This is a genomic window from Thalassoglobus neptunius (assembly GCF_007859735.1).
Taxonomy (GTDB): Bacteria; Planctomycetota; Planctomycetia; order Planctomycetales; family Planctomycetaceae; genus Thalassoglobus; species Thalassoglobus neptunius.
Map to the genome: position 1 here is coordinate 12,517 of NZ_SIHI01000010.1, position 20,508 is coordinate 33,024.

The following is a 20,508-nucleotide window of genomic DNA, read 5'->3' on the forward strand; positions in this document are numbered from 1 at the left end:
CAAAGGCCGTTTATCTCTCAAACAAGCACTTACTTGAAAGGCTCTGATTTGACGAACAGTTGCGAAAAAGGAAAACGGGGAGAGCGGGAACTCTCCAAGGAACTCAATCGGATCTTGCCGTGCCTCTCGATGAGACGGGGCCAGCAATACAACGGAATTGAGGGGGAGGATGTTGTTGGATGGCCTGGGGTTCACGTTGAGTGCAAGCGAGTTGAGAAACTCAACCTCGAAAAGGCCTTGAAGCAATCGGCAGACGATGCAACGATTGAGGATGTTCCGATTGTTTGCCATCGGAAGAACCGAGGCTCTTGGATCGTCTCAACCTACCTCGACTATTTGCCTGAGTTGGCAAAGCGAGTGAGTGAGGCCTCAGAGGAGGAGGAGATTGAGGAACTCGGCCAAGAGGAGGAGGCTCCTGAGGTTCCTAGTAATGTTCTCACCCCAACGGGGAAGTTTATCGAAACCTGGGCCAAGCAATCGAGCCCGGTTGCAATTGCTCAGCGGTACGGGATGCAACCCGGAGGAAGGCTCCTCGGTTGTCTGATCGATGCCGATACTCATCGATGGAACTCGATGCTCCAGCCTATTGTTGAGATCCTCGACATGAAGGGAGCCGAACGGAGGCTATACGTCAAAGTTCTCCTCTGCGGAGATCTCGAAACCGGGCCTCCGAAGCGAGCCGAGATCATCCCCGATGATCAGGGGAGGCCGGAGACCTACCTCCTGACAACCTCCCTCCGGAATTGGTACTACACTCCTCCAGCCGAATAGAGAACCCTGAAGGCCCGGAACAACTCCGGGCCTTCTCTTTTGTCTGATCGTCTTACGGTTGTAATTCTGAGCTTTTTCGGGGGGTTCTTGCCATTCTTGCCACCATATTTACGGTGCGATTTACCAAAAAGCCAGCGACGTAAGTCTAAGAGAGTCAATATATTATAAATATAATATACTCTTTTTATACTTATTCTCCCTACCTGAGAGACCTTCTCCTCTTTTACTAGGTTTTCCCTACTTCGCTTCTGGAGCGGGAATAAGCCAATAAGGCTCTCTGATCTCCCTAAATCAATGCAGGCCCAAGAGATCGGCTCCCGAGTTTGTGGAAAAGGGCCCTGAGAAAAAGGTTCCACGAAGTCTAAAAAGGGTTGATCCGAGCCAAGTGAGATCACATTGACTACGTTTTCCGGGTCCTTCTGACGACACTAAACAGCCCTGAGTCAGGCGGAGGTGCCACTATGGGGGGTATTGACACGCAATAGGCACAATTGGTTGTGCTCCTCTTATTCCTTCTAGCTCTATATGTTGCGTAGTCAATCTGACCCACTTGTTTTTTCTACTAGGTGGGGGGATTGTCCCTAAGGGTATGAGCCCTGAGATAGTTGCAGTCTGGTTGACTTCATCCCTGGCCCTTGCGGGTTGGGGAGTCAAAGTTGCATTCGATCTCGGCTCAATCAAAACCTCGATTCAGAACGTTGTTGAGACTCTCGTCAAAAGAGTTGATGCACTTTCCGAAATGGTTTTGGCTCACGATGACCGCTTATCTGAGTTGGAGGGTTGAGGGTGGAATTCAAGGCCGGTGACATTATCGCTTTTTGGGGAGGGGATCTCCCAGGCCGAGCAATCAGCCTGATGACTTCCTCGATTCTCCCTCCCTGGTCATTGTCCTGGGCTCCCTCTCATGTAGGGCTCGCAATGACAGCCGGCCAAAACTCCTCCTCGGCTCGAATGCTCATCGAGTCAACAAACTTCTCTAAACATCCTTGCCGGTTGACGAATCGTCTTACGAAAGGCCTACAGGCCCAAGGCCTATCTGAGAGAGTCCGAGATTATGAGACCTCCGGAGGATCTTGGCGGGCCTTTCGTTTGACTTGGGGAAATGAACTGGATGAAGTTGAAGTGGACTACCTCCGGGGAATTTGCCGGGCGGCAATTTATCGAGGGGTTGGGTATGACTGGACCGGAGCCGGCCTCTCTGGAACTCGGCTCCTCCAGTTAACTCGGTTGTTTCCAACTCCCTCGGCTCAAACTCTCTTTTGCTCTGAATTCATCGCCTACGCTTTGCAATCTCTTTGCCGGATGAATCGAGCGAATCCAACGCGATACAACCCTGGCCGGCTCTTGCGTGAGTTGGTCTCAACTGGGGTTTATGAAGAAATCTCGACAGAGGAGAAGACTTTTGAATAAAGCAGAACTTGCGGGCCGGATTTACGGCACTCCATTCTGGAGAGTTGACCTAACAGGAGTCTGGATCGTTTTGGCGGTCCTCTTTTTTTGGCTCGGCCTCTGGGCTCAGGCTAACTCAGCCGAGACGAAAAACTTCCGAGGGCCTGACTCTGAAATTGTCCAATTGGCCGAGAAGCTCCGGGCCGAGCGGTCGGTTTACTGGGCCGGAGTGGAACTCCCTGGGAATTGGTTCAAGCCGGCTCAAATCTCATGGAATCCGAACGGCCAAGCCTCCGGGGCAACAACTTTCATGGTTGGAGAGGGGGAGGTTTACGATTTTCGAATCGAGTTGATTGGACCTCGGGAGGAGGTTCTCCGGGATGTTCTCCCGCACGAAGTTGACCACGCAGTTAGATTGTCATGGGTTCGCCGGCCTATTGCTCGATGGGTTGATGAAGGCTCGGCTCAAGTGGCAGAGAGCCAGCAATCAAAAGCTCGGGCCGATCAGCACGCAAGAGAGACGGCTCAACATCCGATCCGATGGATTGACTCAATGGAGTATCCTGACTCTCAGGAAATCCTGAGGATGTACTCGGTTGGTTACTCGATTGTTTCCTATCTGATCGACTCTCACGGACCTGAGAGAATGCTGGCCTTTCAAGCTGACCGGAGGCCTCCGAGTGAGAAGCTCTCGGAATTCTACGGAACTTCAGCCTCAGGCCTTATCAACCAGTGGAGGCAATCACTCGATGTCGCAAATCAGGACGGGCAAGATTCAAAGATGATCCAGGTTGAGACGGGTCTGTTTTGCCCTCCTTGTATTGCCCTTAAAAGGGATGCCGGAGACGGTCTCTTTCCTGGTTATCGCTTCGGTTTCAGCGATGCTCCTCTCGGCTCCAAGGTTCCGAAGATCACATACAGGGGCCACATCCGATACGGATACTCCGGCCCGGCTGAATTGAAGGCCTGGCTCGCGACCGTTGAGGCCAACCCTCCCAAGGAGGGTCCGGTTTCTCAGCCTTATGTGAGGGATGGACCTGAGTTTGATTCAATCCTTGAGGATCTCAAGGAGGTTCGAGAGGCTCTCGGGCCAATTCGGAAAGATATTGAGGAGTTCAAGGAGGCCGGGCTCATTGGCAAGGTGAAGAACTTGCTCGAATTGAAGGCCGGAGTCTCGGAACTCAAAGAGAAGGTTGAGCCGATCCTCAAAGATGTTTCCTCCCTGAGAGAGGGATTGGCTCAGGTTGACCAGGAAACCGAGGAGCAAGTTCCTTGGTATTGGGGCCTATGGGCCGGCCTGGTCGGAATTGTCAAACGTCGATATCTCAACTCGGGAGGCCTTGCATGATTTCAACAATTGTAGCGGCTCTGGGCTCTTTTGTGGTTGGCGATCTCGTAACCCTGGCCCTGGCTCGATTCATGCCGATGGCGACGGCCAAGATTGCAGGCCCAACAGCAATCAAGGTTCTGGCCTTCCTGGCTCAGAACTACGGCAAACAACCGGAGCGGACCCAGGCGGAATGGGACTCCTACGCTCTCTCTCACTGTTCTCCTGATGTATGGAACCTCCTCAAAGATGCCCGAACTCCAGCGACAGACACAACAACTCACGAAGCTCCTCCGGTTGGCCCTTGACCACATGCGAGCCGGAGGACCTCAGCGGGGTATCCGGTTTGAATGCGGAGCAGTTTTCGAGGCTCTCGGTTTCGATCCTGAAACGGTCCTCGAAGAATTCGAACGGGTTCCCTCAATCGTTCTGGCCTCGGATTTTGCCGAGAACGTGATTGAGTACGGGGTGACAGCCAGTCTATTCGAGTATCACCCAGATGCGGGTTTTCACGAAGTCGAGGCCAACCTCAAAGCGATTGAATCCGAGGCCGGTGAGGAAGTTGAAACCGATTCCGAGACCGATGAGGAGGAATAATCTTGAGCCGACTACCTGACAGCGGAGAACGGTCTCAGTTTGAGACAGGAGCCCAGAGAGACGCATCGAGAGGCAAGGGACTCCCCTCGGAACTCTATCCTCCATTCCTTCGGCTCATGGCTCAGAGACTCGAGGACGGAGCCGAGAAGTATGAGCGGGGGAACTATCGGAAAGGGATTCCGATCTCTCGATATCTCGATTCCCTCCTGAGGCATACATGGCAACTCTCTGAGGGTGATACCTCGGAGGATCATCTCGGAGCGATCGGATTCAATGCCCAGGGAATCAAGTATACTCTCGATGCTATCGAGGCCGGCAATCTCCCTGAGTCTCTCGATGATCGGCCCTGGAAGAAACAAGAGCCGGAGTTTGATGGCTGGTCACTCTGGCCAGCGGATTTCCCAGGCGAAAAATGAGAGTTGACCTCCGAGGGAAGCGGTACGAATTCCGGAAATTCCGATCTCAGAGACACTGGGGCGAATGTGATGACCCCAGGACTCCGGGAAAGGAGATCCGGATTGAGAGGAGCCTCAAGGAGGATTCTCCGGAGTTCCTGGAGACGGTCATTCATGAGGCCTTGCATGGTCTCTTCCCTGATCTCAAAGAGGAAGCGGTTGACGAATCCTCAAGATCTTTGAGAGTGCTCCTCTGGAGGCTCGGTTTCAGAAAGGCGGTTTGATTTGGCTCGGGTTGGAATCATAGGAGATACGCATTGCCCGGCAATGCTGAGGCGGTATCCGGCCTTTTTGAGCCGAACTTTCGAACGGTGGGGAGTTGATACCATTGTTCATATCGGAGACCTGGTTGACTGGCACGCGATCAACTTTCATGGAAAGCACGCCGATGCTCCAGGCGTCAAAGATGAGGTAAGGAAGGCTCGGAGGCAGGTTCAGAACCTCTACCAGAGGTTTCCAGAGGCAACCTGGATCATCGGCAACCATGATGACTTGCCGGCCCGTAGAGCCGATGCCATAGGATTGCCAAGCGATGCAATCGTGAACCCTGTCGAATACTGGGAGGTTCATGATTGGAGCCTGGTCGAACGGTTCGGATATATCGAGATTGACGGGGTTCTATACTCTCACGGAGAGATCGGCTCTCAGGGATTGTACGCAGCAATCAATCAGGCCAAGGCGGAAACGGCCTCGGTTGCGATTGGCCATCTTCACGGAAATGCCGGAGTCTCTTGGGTTGCGAACAAGGCCCGGAGACTCTTTGGCCTCTCGGTCGGTTGCGGGGTTGATTGGCGAGTTCTCGCGATGAAATACGGGCGGAAGTTTGGCAAGAAACCTCTGATTGGTTGCGGAATCGTCATTGACGGAAGCTATGCAACTTGGGAGCCAATGGCTCTCTAATCGGCTCCTCACTTCTCTTTTCTCTTCTCTCTCTTCTGAAAGGTTTCCCGATGGCCTGGGGTTCAGCAACGTTCAACGGTTCAAGCTCAAAACTCACGTTTCACCCTGGCAAGAGTTATCTTGATCAGATTGCGGAACTCGGAACGGCTCCTTTCATCTTCATTGTGTTCAAGCCTACGGGGGTTGCCGGCCTTCAGGGGTTGGTATCGGAACTCTCGGCTCCGGCCTCAGGGATTCGGAGAGCCGTTCTCCGAATGGACGATAACACGATCGACGGGAACCACGGTTTCACGTCGGTTTCCGAGTTCTCAAACTCAGTCGGAACCGTCTCAGCCGGCTCCTGGAATCTTGCGAGCCGATGGCATGCAATGCTCCCGAGTTCAACAAAAATCTGGATCGGAGTAAACGGCAACACTTATCACAACGGCTCCAACTATCAAACAACGCTCTCAAACGGTGGTATTGAGATCGGCCTTGATAACATTGTGGGCTCAGTGGACAACTTTTTCGCCGGGGATGTTTGTGCTGTTGGTTTCGCGACAAACAACACGTTCACGGATCACGCCGACGTATGGAACTCCGGGGATATCGTCAATCTCGAAACATTTCCGGGCCTGGAGCACTTGATTCTCTTCGATGATTCAACCGGGCCGGTTGACGTTCTCGGAGGAGCCGAACTCACGGCAACCGATTTGACTTACAAAACAGATGCCACAATTCCTTCCTCGGTTGCAGCCTACACAGCTACCGAGGTTCCTCATCTCGGTTTCGCGGTTCATGAAACCGAGTTCTCTCACGGGGAAACTGAAGACTCGGGAAATGTTCCAGTTGGTTCAGTCGTCTCGGTTCCTATCGAGATTGTCAACACTGGCTCAGTGACTCTCAACGTCTCGGGGTTCTCGGTCTCGGGGGATCTTGTTTTTGACTACTCGGATTCCTTCTCCCCGTTCAGCCTCCTCAATGGAGAATCGAGGAAAATCCGAGTGAGACTCGGGGCCTCGTCGGTTGGTGAGAAATCTGGCTCGGTCACAGTGGCCAGCGATGACGACGACAACGCCAACTCAGTTCTCAATCTGGAATGGACGGTTGACGCCGTTTCTCCGGTTGCCGAGCCGACTCTTACGAAAGGGGCCGGAGGGACTCCTCCAGCCGAGGGAGAAAGAACTTCCTACTATCCGGAGGGCTCCTGGCTCCTGAGTCCTTTTGCTCAGGTTGCCGAGGTTGGAGAGGAGTTCTTTTTCGGAATCATTGCAGCCCAGGAGGGAGGAATCCGGGGAATTCGGTATTGGTGGAACGGTAACACGGTTGTCGTCAATACGCTCACGGTCCGAAACGGCCTCCTCGGGTTCTGGGCAAAGATCGTCCCTGGAGCCGTTTCAGGGAATGAGCAAATCTATGCAACAATTCTTGCAGCCGATCCATACGCACAGGAGAAGGTTGTTCCGTTTCCGTTGTATGTGACTTTTCTTGATGGCTCCTCCGATGTTGTTCACGTAGGCCGCCCCGATATGGAGGCCGGGCTCGGAACCGAGGCCTCCCCGTTCCTCTCTCTCGACGATGCAAGAAACGCTCTCAGCCTGACAAATGGAGGCAGGGTGATTTTTCATGAGGGGAATGTTGAGATTCCCTATGGACCGGCAACGAAAGTCAATTCAGGGGTTTGGTCTTTTGAAATGGCCTCCGGGGAAGATCGGGAAAACGTCAACTATATTTTCACAGGAACGGCCTCAACTCATATCCGGCTCAGGGTTCATCGGCTCATTGTTCAGGGGCTCTACTTGCCGACAAACCAGGTGAGTTGGATCAACAACGATGGCAATGAGGCTAACGCAGTTTTCACGACCTGGAAAAACAACCTCATCAACAACCCTGAGGGCCGGTTGACCCTCCTAGGGAATCATCAGAACACAAAATCAGTAGGCTCCTCTCACACTCGTGAATTTACAAGAGAAGCAACTCAAGAGAATGAGTTTCGGGATACGTTCCAGGGAACTCAGGGTTACTACTCGATTTCCGATTCTTGCGAGTTGCTCAATCGAGACATTTCAACCTCTCCCTATATCGTCAATCTCCGAGGCCGGAGGATCGACTACGGTTTATTGAGGGAGCAAGTCAACGCTCTCTCAATCAGCTATTCGGGAGGAGCAACGCCAACGGTTTCGAAAACCCAGGTGAACGCATCGAATAACGGGCGGCTCATTCTGGAGGAGAACGGAACTCCGGTTTTTCAAATCAAGCTCAGAGATTCTCTAGCCAATGTAGTCGACACTGATCCAGGTGACAGCGAGGCACCTGATCCAGACGGAATCGGGGATAGTGATGCTCACACAATGGCTCAGGTTGCAGCCCTGATCAACGCTCAGCCCGGTTGGAGTGCAACGGTCCACGCCGATTACCTGGCTCTCGATGAGTCAACTCGGCAGCTTGACGGAACCTATTTGAACAACGGGGCCAGCCCCGGAGCCTTCACAGGGGTTTCGGTTCCGGTGACTCTCAAAGTCTGGTCGGACAATCACGCCGATTTCATTCAGTCTTTTGACACAGGGGCGAATCCAGTTCCACGATTTTTTTTTGATTGCCGACACGATCAAAACCCGGCTGATTTGGCGGCAACCCTCGGGGAGAATCAATCCGATGTTCAAGGGTTGATCATGTCCTCATCAAACGGAACGAGAGACGGCGGGGCCTATTTTATTTCGATCGTCAACGCAGCCTCCTCAAACGTCTCTCAGCTATCCGGAACCTTTGAGAACTGGAGAATCTCTCACTGTACCTGGGCCGGAACTCAGGGAGTGAGTCTCAGGACCGATCGGACGGGCTCGAATGAGTTCATTCCTACGAATTTCGTCATTGATAACTCGGCCTTTCAGTATCTCGACAACTGGGAGGAGGATTTTGACGGGGAGTTGTACCTCCGGAACTCGACTCAGGTTGATAATGATTGGAGTGGTTCAGGTTGGGGCCTGACTCAATCGGAATCGGTTGCCGAGTGGTCTCTTGATGCTGAGGGACGGCCTCAGATTGGCTCAACCCTGGGCTCGAAAACCCTGGCGGGTTTCACAGAGTGGAGCCTCTGGCCTGATGGCACGGAGTTCTCCTCAGATGGCTCCGAGGCCATTGGATCGGCTCCGATTCCTTCAGCCGAAACTATCGATGGAACCTGGGTTCTCTTCATTCCTGAGAATCTGAGGAGAAGTTTCCTCACGTCCTCAGGAGATCTCCGAGCCTCTCTGGTGACAACCTCCTATTCTGGAGGAGATCCAGCCGGCCCGGAGGATCTCAAAGCCTCTATTGTCGATTCCAATGGAAACTTGAAACCTGGGCTCCTCCTTGCCGGAGTCCTGAAACCCTCGGTCCAACCTCCAGCCTAAGGCCCTCAATGGTCTCCTATACGGAAAAAGAAGACTCTCGGGCCAATGCCTGGAAACAGAGCAAGCGGGCCGAGGGGCAGGACGTTTATATTCAGTTCAAGGAGGCTCTTGACCGAGGGCCAATCAACCCGGAAAGGCGGGAATCTTGCCGGTACGATCTTTTGCGTTTTTGCGATCTCTACGGCTCGAAAAAAACGTTTTTTCTCCCCTGGTCTCGGTCTCATCTCAGAGCGGCGGAACTCCTCCAGGCAGCGGCCCTATGTGGTGAATGCTTCGCGTTTGCGATGCCTCGGGGATCGGGGAAAACCTCACTTAGCCGATGGGCCGTTCTCTGGGCCATCGCCTACGGACATTCCCCCTATTCGGTACTGATCGGAAAGACTGGCAAGAGTGCGGGACGGTTGCTCAAGTCAATCAAAACCTCCCTCAGATTCACTGAGCCTCTCTTTGAAGACTTTCCCGATTTGGTGGCTCCGATTCGGCACCTGAAAGGAGAGACTCGGAGAGCGGCAGGCCAGAAATTCCAGGGAGAGCCTACAGCGATTGAGTGGGCAACGGAAATGATCGTTCTGGCCTCCTATCCGGAGCCCTGGCTCAAAGATGCTCAAAAGAGGATCGGGGATTGGTACGGGGCTTGTTCGGCCTCGGTGATGGATGTTTGTGGAATCGAGGGGGAAATCCGAGGCCGGCAATTCGAGAGGCAGGACGGAACAATTCTCCGGCCTACTCTGGTCATTGCCGACGATCCGCAAGATAGAGAATCAGCGGCCTCCCCGAGCCAGTGCGATGAGAGAGAGCAAATCCTCAAGGCTGATGTTCTCTACCTAGCTGGCCCTGATCAACCTACGGGGGTTGTTGTTCCTTGCACGAAGATCTACGAAAACGATCTGGCCGATAGGCTCCTGGATCGGAGAAGAAATCCAGAATGGCAGGGGGAAACCTCCAGACTGGTTGAAAAGTTCCCAGGTGAGGGGCTCCCTGAGGCTCAGAGGAAGCAAGTCGATCAGAAATGGGAGGAATACCGGAGGATTCGAGAGGAGAGCCTCAGGAGCGGCAACAAAGGCCGAGAGGCGAATGAGTTCTACTCACAGAATCAGGAAACTATGGACCTGGGCTCAGAGGTTTCCTGGCCTGAGAGGTTCTTTCCCAAGAAGGGGGAAACCTCAGCGATCCAGCACGCAATGAACCTCCTCTATGCTGGCCCTGAAGCCTTTGAGGCCGAGTATCAAAACGCTCCTCTACAATCAACACAAACTGAAGTTGAGCAACTCAATCCAATCCTGATCTCAGAGAGGCTCTCCTCGGTCGAGAGAAAGATTCTCCCTCTGAGTTGCCATACAATTACAGCCTTCATCGACATTTCGGAAAATGTTCTCTGGTGGGCGATTCTTGGTTGGGGGGATGGATTCCGAGGCTCAGTGATTGATTATGGAGCCTTTCCAGAGCAGGGAAAGCACTATTTTACACTCCGAACGGCAAAGAAGACTCTCAAGACTGAGGGAGCCAAGGCCCTGAAGCAACCCGGCCTCGGTCTGGAGGCATCCCTCTCCTGGGGATTGAAACAGGTGACTCAGAGGCATATCGAGCCAATCTACTTGAATGAGAATGGCCATCAATTCAGAGTGGCTCAAACCCTCATTGATTGTAACTGGAATCAATCAACGGCAATCACTCACGCATTTTGCCGGGCTCGGAAGAACTTTCTCCCGAGCCGAGGCCGGGGAGTAACTTCTCCCGATGATACGCTGATCAATCCAAGGGGGAAGCCAAAACCCGGAGAGATTCGGGGCCTACGGTGCAAGGTTGTCCCAAAAGACTCAGGCCGAGAGGTTCTCTATGATTCGAACTATTGGAAAACATTCATCTCGAATCGGTTGTTAGTTCCGGTGGAAGATCCTTCAGCCCTGACCATCTTTCAGGCTCATCCAACATCTCACAAAATGTTTTCTGATCAGGTTTCAGCCGAAAATCATTATCGACACAAAATCAAGGAGTCTGAGGTTGATATCTGGAGTCTACCTCCAGGGGATTCAGACAATCACTTTTTCGATTGTTTGGCCGGAGCGGCAGTTGCGGCAAGCCTGACAGGATTGAAGCTCTCAGGAGTTGCGGCTCCCCGAACTCGACAGAAAAAACGAATCAAGAGACGGCGGAAAATCTCTCAACTTTCAGTCTAGGTGGGGGGATTGTCCCTAAGGGTAAAGACTCTTTTTATTCTCCAAGGCTTGGAAGTCTCTCACCTGGAGGTTGGTCTCATGTGATTCCTGATGATCTCGACAACGTGACCACGAATTGAGAAAGGGAAGTGATAATGAAATGACCACAGATGATCTAAAAAAAATTGCTGAAACGGGGATCAAGAAGTTGAAGACGGACGGAACTGAAACCGAGTTTCAGAGCCTCTCGGAGATCAACAAGCAGATCCGAAAAGGCGACCCGACAGCAAATCGACGACGACCATTTATTTCGACAATCAACCTCTCTGGAGCCTGACAACTTGAGCAACTCTCTCCTCAATTCGGTTTGCTCCTCCGAGGTTGTCTCGGCAGCTTGGAGCCCTCAACCGGCTCCGGTTGCTGAGTATGATGCAGTTAAGGCCAGCCCGAAACGCAAACGCAACTCGGGCCGGGTTCGATCTGAGGATTCGGTATTGACCGGAGCCAAAAGAACCTATGCCTCCTCTGGAACTCAGGATCTCTACCGAAACCTGAGTATTGTTGCAAACGCTGTTCGGATGCACCTCAACTACAATACGCAATTCTCATTGAAATCGGACTCGGGAGACGATGTTTTTGACGAAGAATTTGAGGCGGTTGTAGAGGAGTGGTCTCAGCCCGAAAACTTCGAGGCCTCTTGCCGGTTCAGCCGGCAAAAATACACTCGTCTCCTCGAATGCCTGGCAGTGATTGACGGGGATTGCGGCTCACTCCGGCTTCAGTCTGGAATGATCCAGGCGGTTGAATCCGATTTGATCCGAAACCCGGATTCCTCCTCTGATGAGTGGGTGAATGGGGTTAAGGCCGATCGGTACAATAAGCCTCAGGCCTATTCAATCTCAGACCGAGGCCGAGGCGGTCAAGGTTATCAACCGGCCCGGGAGTATCCAGCCGAGTTTTTTCATCTTCATGCGTATTTGCATCGGTTCGACCAGTTGAGAGGAGTCTCCCCTCTCCTCTCGGCCTCAAATGACTTTCAGGATGTCTATGAGGGCAAAACTCTCTCGATGGCCAAGATGAAGGCCGAGCAACTCATCGCCCTGGTGTTTCATCGTGATGCTCTCGATGGGCCTGGCCAACTTGACGCATCCTCAGCGGTTGAAGATCCAGATTCAGAAGTTGAAGGGGATGAGGAGGAAGTCAATCGAGCCGGATATCAGGTGGATTTCGGCTCCGGGCCGGTTCTGATCGATGCTGACCCTGGGGATGATGTGAAGTTTATCCAGGGAGACAACCCAGGCTCAAACTCCAGAGAGTTTATTCTCCTGGTGATTATGATTGCCCTCCGATCGTTGGATATTCCGTTCTCATTCTTTGACGAATCGTATACGAATTTCTTCGGCCAAAAAACGGCATGGATGCACTATGAAAGAGCATGCAGCGACAAGCGGGCAACGGTTGCTCAGTTCCTAAACTGGTGGCTCAAATTCAGAATTCAGGTTGCGGTTTCGCGGAGACAACTCGTCATTCCCCGTTCTGTTCTCTCAAAAGGTTACAGCCTTCAACGGCCCTGGTTTAAGTTCATTCCGGTCGGTATGCCCTGGTGGAAACCCTCCGAGGAAGTCTCCTCCAGTTCTGAGGCCATTGGAAACGGATTCACGTCTCCTCAACTTGTTTGCCGATCGATCGGGACCGATTTCAAACGGAATGTGAGAGACACGGCCAAGGCGATTGAATACGCCAAGTCGAGAGGGCTCCGGCTGGAGTATGGCTCCGGAAAATCAGGGAACATTGACAAGCTGATTTCAGACTCGATTTCTACCCAAGTTGCGGAGGCCTTGCTTGATGTTTGACATTCAACTCAACTCGATTCCCGAGGCCCAGGCGGCTGAGGTTCTGATTTATGATCGGCTCGGCTCCGGGCCTGATCAAATCTCGGCCAAGGCCTTTCGAGAGCAACTCGAAAGCCTCGGTGAAGTCTCTGAGATTCGGGTAAGAATTCATTCGGCTGGCGGCTCGATTCCCGAGGGTTTGGCCATTTACAACACTCTCAAGGAATTCGGAAACCGGATTCCGGTTGATGTTTTCATTGATGGGGTTGCGGCCTCGATGGCCTCGGTCATTGCGATGGCAGGCCGCACGATCACGATGCCAGCCTCGGCTCAAATGATGATTCACAAGCCGAGTTTCCCTCAGGTTTCTGGAGGAGCCCAGGCCCTCCGAAAACACGCCGACGATCTTGATAAGTGGGATTCCGATCTACTCGACATCTACTCCAGCCGGTCTCGGCTCGGTCGAGAGGAGATCTCCCAAATGATGGACAAAGAAACCTGGATGAACGGAGTTCAGGCCTTTCACTGGGGTTTCGCGACTCACACGACTCAAACCGAGGTTTTGGCTCCGGTGGCCAGTCTCGACAACTTCAAAAACGTTCCGGAAAACCTGAAACAGGTTTCAGGAGCCAACGAAAAGGATGACACTTTGACAGTGCAAGCGGAAACCAACACTCCGGAACCAACCTCAGAAATCCTCAAAGCCCGAGCCGAGGTTTACGGGGCCGAGAATGCTGTTGCCTGGATCGGTTTGACTGAGGCCGAGTGTCAATCCAAATGGATTGAAGCTCAAGCCGAGTCAGTCAAACAAGCTCAGGCCGAGTCAGAAGAACTCCGGAAAACGGTGAAAGAACTTCAGGCGAAAATCGACGAAATGGAGGCAACGGCTCAGGCTCTCCAGTTGGGGGCAGCCGAGGGAGTCTCAACCCAAGGCCCTCCGAAGATCGACGGGCCGAAAACTCTCAAAGATCTTGTGAAGATCGGCTAACGTTCTCTGAGTCTCTTTTCGTTTCTCATTGAGCACGGCACTGAAAAAAAGCCTTCAAATCCATCTGAGTCAAAACGACCACTAGGGAAATGCCGGTCCTGATGCTGATTTGGCGACGCTCAATCTTCTCTCAAAAACAATTCAATATAAGGATTCAACTGAATGGCCAACGTTTACATGACTCTGGCGGATATCGCCAAAATCAACGATAAAAATCTGGCGGATATCGAGGTGACAGACCTTCTCGATGATGCTCCGGTCCTCAAGGTGCTCGGAGCGGATGAATCCTCGAACGGGGAATCCCACAAATACACAAAAGAAACAGGGGCTCCGGTTGTCGGTTTCCGAGCGGCCAATGATGGACGGGAAAACAAGGCCTCAGCCGATACACTGGTGACGATTGCCCTGAAGATCCTGGACGCATCTTTTACGGTCGATAAAGCGGTTGCCGACATTCACAACAAAGGCCCTGAGTATATTCTGGCTCGGGAAGGACGGCGACACTTGAAAGCCGCAATGGCAGGGGCAGAAGCTCAGTTCTTCTATGGAGTTGGTGCCGACTCAGCCGGATTTGCGGCCCTGGCAGACAACGCCGGTCTCAACGGCCTTTCCGATGCGATGGTTGTGAACGCAACCGGAACCACAGCGGATACAGGCTCCTCGGTCTGGGCCATTCGCACGAACGATTCCGGTTCTGATTTGATGGCCATTGGAGGAGGCCGAGGGAACTCCGGTTTCAACATCGAATGGGGTGAAACGGAAGTGATTCGGGCGGCTGGATCAACGGGATTCTATCCGGCCTACTTCACTCCAATTTCAGCCTGGATGGGCCTTCAGATCGGCTCGGCCTACTCGGTCGGTCGAATTGCCAACCTCACAGCCGATGCCGGCAAGGGGTTGACCGATGACCTGATTGCAGAACTGTTGAGCAAGTTCCCAGCGACTCGCAAGCCAAATCTCCTGGCAATGTCTCGCCGGTCATTGTTGCAACTTCAGCAGAGCCGAACGGCAACAAACGCAACCGGGGCTCCGGCTCCTTTCCCAACCGAATCTCACAACGTTCCGATCGTCGTGACTGACTCGATTGGAAACACTGAGGCCCTCCTCACGTAGTTTCCAGGTGAGTCCTGGTTGATTGTTTTTGTTCTCCGGTGCAACGGCTCGGGGGCTCCGGCTCCCGAGTCTTTTTTGAGGGCTCTTGATGTCGTTTATTAACTCCCTGATCGGATCGGTTCTCGATGTTCACCATCAACTGACCGGAGAAGAAACCGGAGTCAGTTATCAGGCGACTCCGGCAAGTTCTCCGGTTGCTCTCCCTGGAGCGGTCAAGAGCACAAAGCCGAGGGTTCTTGATCCAGTGGCCCTCATTGAAATGGAAACCGAGGTTATCGATTGGTTGGTGAGAAAATCTCATTTCGGGGTTGCCGGTTCTTTCGTTCCTCCAGTGGAGGGAGGAGAGATCTACCTAACAGAGGGTGGGCTCGATAAGACGTATCGAGTTTGCCGAATCGGCTCCGAGGGTTGCTGGAGAGATCGGGATTCCTCCGGCTCTTATATTCGCATTCACTCAACACTCGTTTCGGAGGTTCCAACCGATGGCGGCTCATGATCTCACAGCAGTCAACCTCCTGGAGACACAACTTGCCGGCCTGGATCTCTCGGAAGATTTCACGGTAATTCGGGCTCATCGGCCTGAGTTCTCGCCAAAAGAACTCTCCTTTGAGCCTCTGGTTGTGGTGGCTCCAGGGGGGCGGGCCAAGAGGCCGATTGGCAAGAATCACACCATTCGAGCGGCAACGGTTTTTGTTGGAATCCTTTCCCTCCTCCCTCACGGAGCCGGGTTCTCCGATTCAGAGAAATCCGATCTCACCAGGCTGGAGGAGTTGCTCAACTTTGTTGAGGAGTTGGAAACCTGGCTCCTCCCTGACACAGGCCGAGGGGTAGTGATTTCCGGCCCTCAAGGATCGTTTCAACTGGTTGGAGAAGTGAATACAAATCCAACCTACGATCCTGACAAAATCGAACAAGGCCAATTTATCTCAGTCATTGAAGCAAACTTCGAGGGGATCTCTTGACCGTCGATCTCAAAGGCTACAAAGAGAATTTCTTTTTCGATCGACTCAAGATTGAAAACCGGGTTGACAAGATGAAGGAAACGGCCCTCAAACGGGCCGGGGCTCTCATCATGACAATTGCCCGGAGATCGATCAGGAAACCTCGGAGAGTCCGTATCGGGGAATTGACAAACAATCAGATAGAGAGGCATGAGAGGCGGATTAGGAGAGCCAAGAGAGAAGGGTTCCCGAGGCCGAAACTCCCCTATAAGCACGCCGATCCTGGAGAGCCTCCTCGGAGTGCAACGGGATTCCTGAAAAAGTTCATTCTCTACGGTTATGACAAAATCGAGGAATGGGTTGTTGTCGGCCCTCTCAAATCGAAAACGGGAACCGTTCACCTTCTGGAGCATGGGGGGACGGCTCAACTCCCAGGTTTCCGGGGCAAGATTTTCACTATGGATTTCAAGGGGAATCCATTCATGCGGCCGGCTGAAGAAAAGGCTCGGCCCAAGCTCCCTCAACTATTTCAAAACGCTCTCTAGGAGACTTACTCAATGACGATTCCCACAACGCCCCAACGGGGCTATTTCGAAAAAGTCTACATCGATACAGCCGACTCATACGCAACGCCGACTCTGGTAGAGATTCCAGACTGCGAAGATGGAGAGTGGTCGATTTCCCCGTTGAACTCAACGTTGATGTTGAAGCGACACCGAGGGATTCAACGCGATGTTCCAACAGGAACGATCATCGGAGCATCGTTCAACGTAACGGCCCTTCCTGAGGATTACCTCACGTCTCGGGCCTATTATGTAAAGTTGCGTGATGCAGTAATGACAAAAACGCCGGTCCATCTTCAATTGAACAATGGTGATGTGACAACCTCCGGTGTTGAGTACCTCAAAGCCTGGTGGACGGTCACATTTACAAAATCGAGCCCTTCACAAGGCCTGGTGAATATCGCCGTTCAATTGAGCCCGGCTGACTCTCCTGATGATGAGCCTCCGATTTTCGGAGTAACCTCCGGCTCCTAATCGTGAACTCTTGAGGGCCGGTTGAGGCCGGCTCTTTTTTCGTTTTCAAGCTCCAGGGAAAGCAATGCCAGTTTACCAGGATTCAACGGGCCGAGAGAGAAATCTCTCAATCACGTTCAACGTTGTTGAGCGGGTCAAGGATCGCCTCGGAATCGATCTCTATCAGTTTGAGCAGGTTGGCCGAGCAACCGACAACATGAATTCTTTCATGAAACTGGCTCATTGCGTCCAGGCTCCGAATGAGCCGTTTTGCGATTGGTGGGACGTTCACCAGGGAGACGCAAGAGATACTCTCGTCAAAGCCTTTATCGAGGCTCTTTGCCTTTTTTACCCCTCTCGGCTCAGTCGGATCATCAGGGAGACGAACGAGCGAGCCGAGGAACTCAACGAGGAGGCTATCCGGATTGCCCAGGAGGAATTTCCCAACAAGTCTATCGAATTGCCGGAGCCCTCGGAGTTGGAGATTGTGGAGGCCTGACTCTCCGGAAACTCTTGTGGATGGCTGAGGGGAAGTTCCCCGAACTCCAGGACAAAGGCCAGCGAAAAGGCGGCTCTCTTAGAGATCTTGCCTCAGCAATGGGAGCGAAAATAAATGATCATCCATGATACGGCCCAACTTCGGGCCAGTTTAACGAATGCGAAAAAGAGACTCCGGAGCCATTCTCGGGAAGCTCTGAAGGTTGGCCGAGAGATTCTGGAAAGAGGGGTGAAGATTGGCAAATCCTAAAGACATCGAAGCCGGCTCGGCATATGTGAGGATCTTCACGAAAGATGGGGAACTTCACGCTGGGTTGACAAAAGGAGAGAACCGACTCCGGGCCTTTTCTCGCACGATGTTGAAAACCGGAACAATCCTCTCCGGCTCATTCATTGCGGCGGCGGCGGCAATTGCTCCAGCGGTCTCAGCGGCCTCCAACCTGGAGGAGCAAGTCAACAAATTCAACGTTGTTTTCGGGGAGTCCTCTGAAGCGGTTCGGGAATGGGCCAAGGAATTCGGGGAGGCTATCGGTCGAAGCGAGCGGCAAGTTGTGGAGTTTCTGGCAGGAACTCAAGACTTGTTCGTGCCTCTCGGTTTCGATTCCAAGGAGGCCGAGAGGCTCTCAAAAGACCTGACACGATTGACAATCGATCTCGCATCATTCAACAACAAAGCGGATGAGGATGTTCTCCGAGACCTTCACGCGGCCTTGACGGGCTCCGGGGAAGTCATGAAGAAATATGGAGTGATTGTTTCTGAGGCAGCGGTCAAGCAGGAGATATTCAACCAGGGCCTTGACCCAAAAAACGCAACCGAACAACAGAAGGTTCAGGCCCGTCTCGCGATCATCTTGAGAGGAACCTCAGCGGCTCATGGTGATGCGGCCCGGAGTGCGGGCTCATGGGCTAACCAAACAAAAGCTCTCCAGGCAGAGATTGAAAACCTGTATGCCACAATCGGAGCCGAGTTGCTCCCGATCCTTACTCCTCTGGTCGGTGATATTCGAGAGATCGTCAAGGCCTCAGGAGAGTGGGCCGAGAACAACGGGGAGACAATTGAGACTCTGGTTAAGCTGGCAGGAGTGGCAGGGGTTGCCGGCTCATCGTTGATTGCAATTGGATTAGTGGCCAGCAATGCAGCGGCCTCATTCAAGGCCCTCCGGTTCATCTTGATTGATACCAGTAAGGTAGCGGCGGCTCTCCGGTTCGGGGTTCTCATTGGAGGCCTGACCATGATTGGTAAAGCGGCCTATGATTCTTCAGAGCAAGTCAAGAGGCTCAACGCCGAACTCGCCAAGAGTTCCGGCCTGGATAGAGATCTCCAGGAGATCCAGTCTCGGCGAACGGGAAAGATTCTGGAGGAGGCCAACAAACTGGAGGGGGATGAGAGAACCAGGTTCCTCCAGGATGAACTTGCGAAAACCGAGGCCTCGATTGATGGAACTGGAAGAAACCTCAGGGATGTTGACGAGCAACTCTCCAAGGAACTCGAAAGCAACCTGAGGGCAGGTGTTGATATGGTCGGGTGGAACTCTGAGACAACCCGACTCCGAGGGGAGCGGGTCTCAGCCGCAACCCGGCTCGAATCGTACAAAGACCGGAGACGACAACTCAAAGCAATGATTGACGGGCCGGAAGCTCCCCAAGGCCCACAATTCGAGATTCCACAAATTCAGGCCGGGCCAGGCCCACAAGCTCAGGCCCAATCAGAGAACGGACTCGCCAAGGCCTTTCTCGGAGCCTGGTCTCCGGTGATTTCCGAGGCGGCTCAGAAGATCAAAGAGGAGCAAGACAAGCAAATCCGGGCTCTCTCAATTGAGGGAGGCCTCCAGGGGCTCGGAATGGCCTTTCCGGCTCTCGGGATGGGAATGGATGCAGCCCGAGCCATTCAGCGATTTGCCACGGCGGGGGGTGCGGCTCCGGCTCAAGTGGAATCGATCACGAAACGAATTCAGGGAGCCCACGCAACCGAGGCCGGAACCTCCGAGGCTCAGCGGATTATTGCTCAGGCTCTTTCTCCAAGAGCGACCGAGGAAAAGAAACAACTCGATGAGTTGACCAGGGGAGCCGATGCAACCGAGGCCCTTGGAACGATTGCCAAGCGGGTTGAGGATCTCTTTGCAGCAAACAAAATCAACCTCCTTTTCCAGGATACATAATGCCAGCACTTCCAAGGGTTTTGAGTTTTGATCGGGATACCGAACAAGATGGAGAGGTTGCCAATACATCAAGGCGAACGGAATACTATTACGCAACAGTAACAGACCTCTCAGGGGCCGAGGATGCTCTTTATCAGTACAACCCTCGGCTCCAGTATGCTCGGGCCCATCCAGTGAACTCCTCTCTCCGAGTTGAGCGATTCTCAACCCGGTTGGTTTCCAAGGGCCAAGATCATCTAGACGGCTGGCACTTCTCAGTCGGAGTAACCTATTCCTCTCTGGTTATCGAGCCGATTGAAAACCCTCTCTCGGTTCCGGCCTCGGTGGAACTCTCTTCAGTTGATGAGGAGAAGACGTTTGAGAGAGACTACCTCGGAAAGCCGATTGCGACAAAAGCCGGGCAACTTATCCAGGGGGTGACTGATCAAGTTCCCCTCACGATTTTCTCGGTCACAAAGAATATTCCTATTCAGTTTCGAAACTGGATGCTGACCTACGGGCGGGCGATCAATCAAGAGCCGGTGAACTTCTCCGGAGAGCCTCTGGCTCCCAAAACTCTCCAACTTGCTCGGCTCAATGTTTCCGGAATTCAGTACCTCAATCGAATTGCCTATCGAGTGGCAACTCTGGAGATTGCCCACAATCCCGATACATGGGTGAAGAAATTGCTCAACCGGGGAACGGTCGAGATTAACCTGGTCAAGGAGACGAACTCCCGAGGCCGGACAACATGGGTGAAAAGGCCGGGGCCAATTCGAGACCATCTCGGAGGGATTGTTGAAACTCCTATGTTTCTCGATGAAGACGGCCAAGCAATCCGGGTGGATTCCCTCGGTCGAAACGTCTCCCTGGCTCGGAGGCTCAACGCTCTCCGGTCTCACGGCTCAATTGATGCTCAGTTGAAACAGCAACTCCAGCCGAGAGATATTCTGACTCTCGAATTCACAACAAAAACGCCGAGGAAGTACCTCGGAGTTCTCCCTCTCAGTTAAGAA

The 20,508-nt window shown here is 53.0% G+C and carries 19 protein-coding genes; all 19 read left to right on the plus strand.

Annotated elements, in window-relative coordinates; translation table 11 throughout:
• Positions 1 to 33 precede the first annotated feature (33 nt).
• The 19 genes from KOR42_RS26705 to KOR42_RS15645 all read left to right on the plus strand — a co-directional run bounded on the left by KOR42_RS26705 (position 34) and on the right by KOR42_RS15645 (position 20,505).
• Entirely contained in the window at positions 34 to 771 is a 738-nt protein-coding gene (locus KOR42_RS26705) for a hypothetical protein (protein ID WP_231740947.1), read from the plus strand.
• 1,402 nt (positions 772 to 2,173) lie between these two features.
• A complete protein-coding gene (locus KOR42_RS15565; protein ID WP_146510767.1) occupies positions 2,174 to 3,508 on the plus strand; it encodes a gluzincin family metallopeptidase in 1,335 nt (444 codons plus the stop codon).
• On the plus strand, positions 3,505 to 3,795 hold the full coding sequence (locus KOR42_RS15570) for a hypothetical protein (protein ID WP_146510768.1): 291 nt from the start codon (positions 3,505 to 3,507) through the stop codon (positions 3,793 to 3,795). The genes KOR42_RS15565 and KOR42_RS15570 overlap by 4 nt, the downstream gene beginning before the upstream one ends.
• The gene (locus KOR42_RS15575) at positions 3,737 to 4,084 is read left to right on the plus strand and encodes a hypothetical protein (protein ID WP_146510769.1); all 348 of its coding nucleotides are present in this window, start codon (positions 3,737 to 3,739) and stop codon (positions 4,082 to 4,084) included. The genes KOR42_RS15570 and KOR42_RS15575 overlap by 59 nt, the downstream gene beginning before the upstream one ends.
• Positions 4,085 to 4,086: 2 nt before the next feature.
• Positions 4,087 to 4,500, plus strand: a complete 414-nt coding sequence (locus KOR42_RS15580; protein ID WP_146510770.1) for a dATP/dGTP diphosphohydrolase domain-containing protein — start codon at positions 4,087 to 4,089, stop codon at positions 4,498 to 4,500.
• A gap of 264 nt (positions 4,501 to 4,764) precedes the next feature.
• The gene (locus tag KOR42_RS15585; RefSeq protein ID WP_261342056.1) at positions 4,765 to 5,439 is read left to right on the plus strand and encodes a metallophosphoesterase; all 675 of its coding nucleotides are present in this window, start codon (positions 4,765 to 4,767) and stop codon (positions 5,437 to 5,439) included.
• A 50-nt stretch (positions 5,440 to 5,489) separates the two neighbouring features.
• Entirely contained in the window at positions 5,490 to 8,810 is a 3,321-nt protein-coding gene (locus KOR42_RS15590; protein WP_146510772.1) for a choice-of-anchor D domain-containing protein, read from the plus strand.
• A gap of 8 nt (positions 8,811 to 8,818) precedes the next feature.
• Entirely contained in the window at positions 8,819 to 10,987 is a 2,169-nt protein-coding gene (locus KOR42_RS15595; protein ID WP_146510773.1) for a terminase gpA endonuclease subunit, read from the plus strand.
• A 139-nt stretch (positions 10,988 to 11,126) separates the two neighbouring features.
• Positions 11,127 to 11,303 (plus strand): hypothetical protein, encoded by a 177-nt coding sequence (locus KOR42_RS26710; RefSeq protein WP_197441233.1) that lies wholly within the window; start codon positions 11,127 to 11,129, stop codon positions 11,301 to 11,303.
• Positions 11,304 to 11,307: 4 nt separating this feature from the next.
• Entirely contained in the window at positions 11,308 to 12,819 is a 1,512-nt protein-coding gene (locus tag KOR42_RS15600) for a phage portal protein (protein WP_197441234.1), read from the plus strand.
• On the plus strand, positions 12,812 to 13,786 hold the full coding sequence (locus KOR42_RS15605) for a head maturation protease, ClpP-related (protein WP_146510775.1): 975 nt from the start codon (positions 12,812 to 12,814) through the stop codon (positions 13,784 to 13,786). The genes KOR42_RS15600 and KOR42_RS15605 overlap by 8 nt, the downstream gene beginning before the upstream one ends.
• A 162-nt stretch (positions 13,787 to 13,948) precedes the next feature.
• Positions 13,949 to 14,899: a major capsid protein gene (locus KOR42_RS15610; protein ID WP_146510776.1), complete on the plus strand. Its 951-nt coding sequence runs from the start codon at positions 13,949 to 13,951 to the stop codon at positions 14,897 to 14,899.
• Positions 14,900 to 14,987: 88 nt separating this feature from the next.
• On the plus strand, positions 14,988 to 15,395 hold the full coding sequence (locus KOR42_RS15615) for a hypothetical protein (protein ID WP_146510777.1): 408 nt from the start codon (positions 14,988 to 14,990) through the stop codon (positions 15,393 to 15,395).
• Complete coding sequence (locus KOR42_RS15620) at positions 15,382 to 15,861, plus strand: hypothetical protein (RefSeq protein WP_146510778.1); 480 nt, start codon at positions 15,382 to 15,384, stop codon at positions 15,859 to 15,861. The genes KOR42_RS15615 and KOR42_RS15620 overlap by 14 nt, the downstream gene beginning before the upstream one ends.
• Before the next feature lie 71 nt (positions 15,862 to 15,932).
• On the plus strand, positions 15,933 to 16,385 hold the full coding sequence (locus tag KOR42_RS15625) for a hypothetical protein (protein ID WP_146510779.1): 453 nt from the start codon (positions 15,933 to 15,935) through the stop codon (positions 16,383 to 16,385).
• A 12-nt stretch (positions 16,386 to 16,397) separates the two neighbouring features.
• On the plus strand, positions 16,398 to 16,877 hold the full coding sequence (locus tag KOR42_RS15630; RefSeq protein WP_146510780.1) for a hypothetical protein: 480 nt from the start codon (positions 16,398 to 16,400) through the stop codon (positions 16,875 to 16,877).
• A 64-nt stretch (positions 16,878 to 16,941) separates the two neighbouring features.
• Entirely contained in the window at positions 16,942 to 17,355 is a 414-nt protein-coding gene (locus KOR42_RS15635) for a hypothetical protein (protein ID WP_146510781.1), read from the plus strand.
• Positions 17,356 to 17,590: 235 nt separating this feature from the next.
• Positions 17,591 to 19,513 (plus strand): hypothetical protein, encoded by a 1,923-nt coding sequence (locus KOR42_RS15640; protein ID WP_146510782.1) that lies wholly within the window; start codon positions 17,591 to 17,593, stop codon positions 19,511 to 19,513.
• Complete coding sequence (locus KOR42_RS15645; protein WP_146510783.1) at positions 19,513 to 20,505, plus strand: hypothetical protein; 993 nt, start codon at positions 19,513 to 19,515, stop codon at positions 20,503 to 20,505. The genes KOR42_RS15640 and KOR42_RS15645 overlap by 1 nt, the downstream gene beginning before the upstream one ends.
• Positions 20,506 to 20,508 lie beyond the last annotated feature (3 nt).